This is a genomic window from Acidovorax sp. SUPP3334 (assembly GCF_030159055.1).
Taxonomy (GTDB): domain Bacteria; phylum Pseudomonadota; class Gammaproteobacteria; order Burkholderiales; family Burkholderiaceae_C; genus Paracidovorax.
Genome location: NZ_BQXQ01000116.1, coordinates 1 through 889, shown reverse-complemented (window position 1 = coordinate 889; position 889 = coordinate 1). Strand labels below are relative to the sequence as shown.

General features: G+C 62.4%; 2 protein-coding genes. Both read left to right on the top strand.

The window, feature by feature from the left end:
- Window positions 1-577: transposase (locus AVHM3334_RS23720; protein ID WP_284415881.1), on the top strand; the 577-nt coding region annotated here is incomplete at its 5' end.
- A partial coding sequence (locus tag AVHM3334_RS23715) for a transposase (RefSeq protein WP_284415880.1) occupies window positions 546-889 on the top strand: 344 nt, incomplete at its 3' end. The genes AVHM3334_RS23720 and AVHM3334_RS23715, both read left to right, overlap by 32 nt.

Below are 889 nucleotides of genomic sequence, written 5' to 3'. Positions count from 1 at the left end.
GCGGCACATTGGACGCACCAGGAGGCCGGTCGCCACCGCTGGCAAGGCTTGGGCGCTGTACGCGCTCGATGGTGTGGTCTGGCGTACCCCCGACACGCAAGACAACCGCCAGCACTTTGGCTGCCAGCGCAACCACGCAGACCACCAAAGTCCCTTCCCCCTGGTGCGCATGGCCTGCCTGCTGGATGCCAGAGCACGTTTATTGGTAGATGCCAGCCTGGATGCCTACGACACAAGTGAGTACGCATTGGCTGAACGCCTGTGGCCGCAGTTGCCGCCTGACTCGCTGGTGATCGTGGACAAAGGGTTTTACTCGGCAAGCCTGCTGTGGCCGCTGCAGCACCGCCAGGGGCGCCACTGGCTGATCCCTGCACGTGCTGGACTCAAGGGTGAGGTGGTCCAAACGCATGGCCCTGGCGATGTGAGCTTGCGCATGAAGGTCTCGCCCCAGGCTCGCAAGAAAGACCCCGGCTTGCCGCTCACGTGGGAGGTGCGCGCCATCACACGCGAGCTTGATGGCAAATCCAGGACCTTGTTCACCTGCCTTGGCAGACGCTGCGCGTTACAAGGCCGATGATGTATTCGCGCTGTACCACGAGCGCTGGGAGATCGAGCTGGCCTACGGGGAGATGAAGACGGACATGCTGGGCCAGGCGATGACGTTGCGCAGCCAGCAGCCCGATGGGGTCAAGCAAGAGCTGTGGGCGACTTTGCTGATGTACAACCTGATCCGTTTGGAGATCACGCGCATCGCAGACGAGGCCAAAGTTGAGCCCTGCCGCATCAGCTTCGTTACGGCGCTGCGCTACATCGTGGATGAGTGGCTGTGGAGCTCAGGATCGCGTACTCCTGGGGCCATCCCGGCCAAGCTCGCAGCCATGAGAAAGAA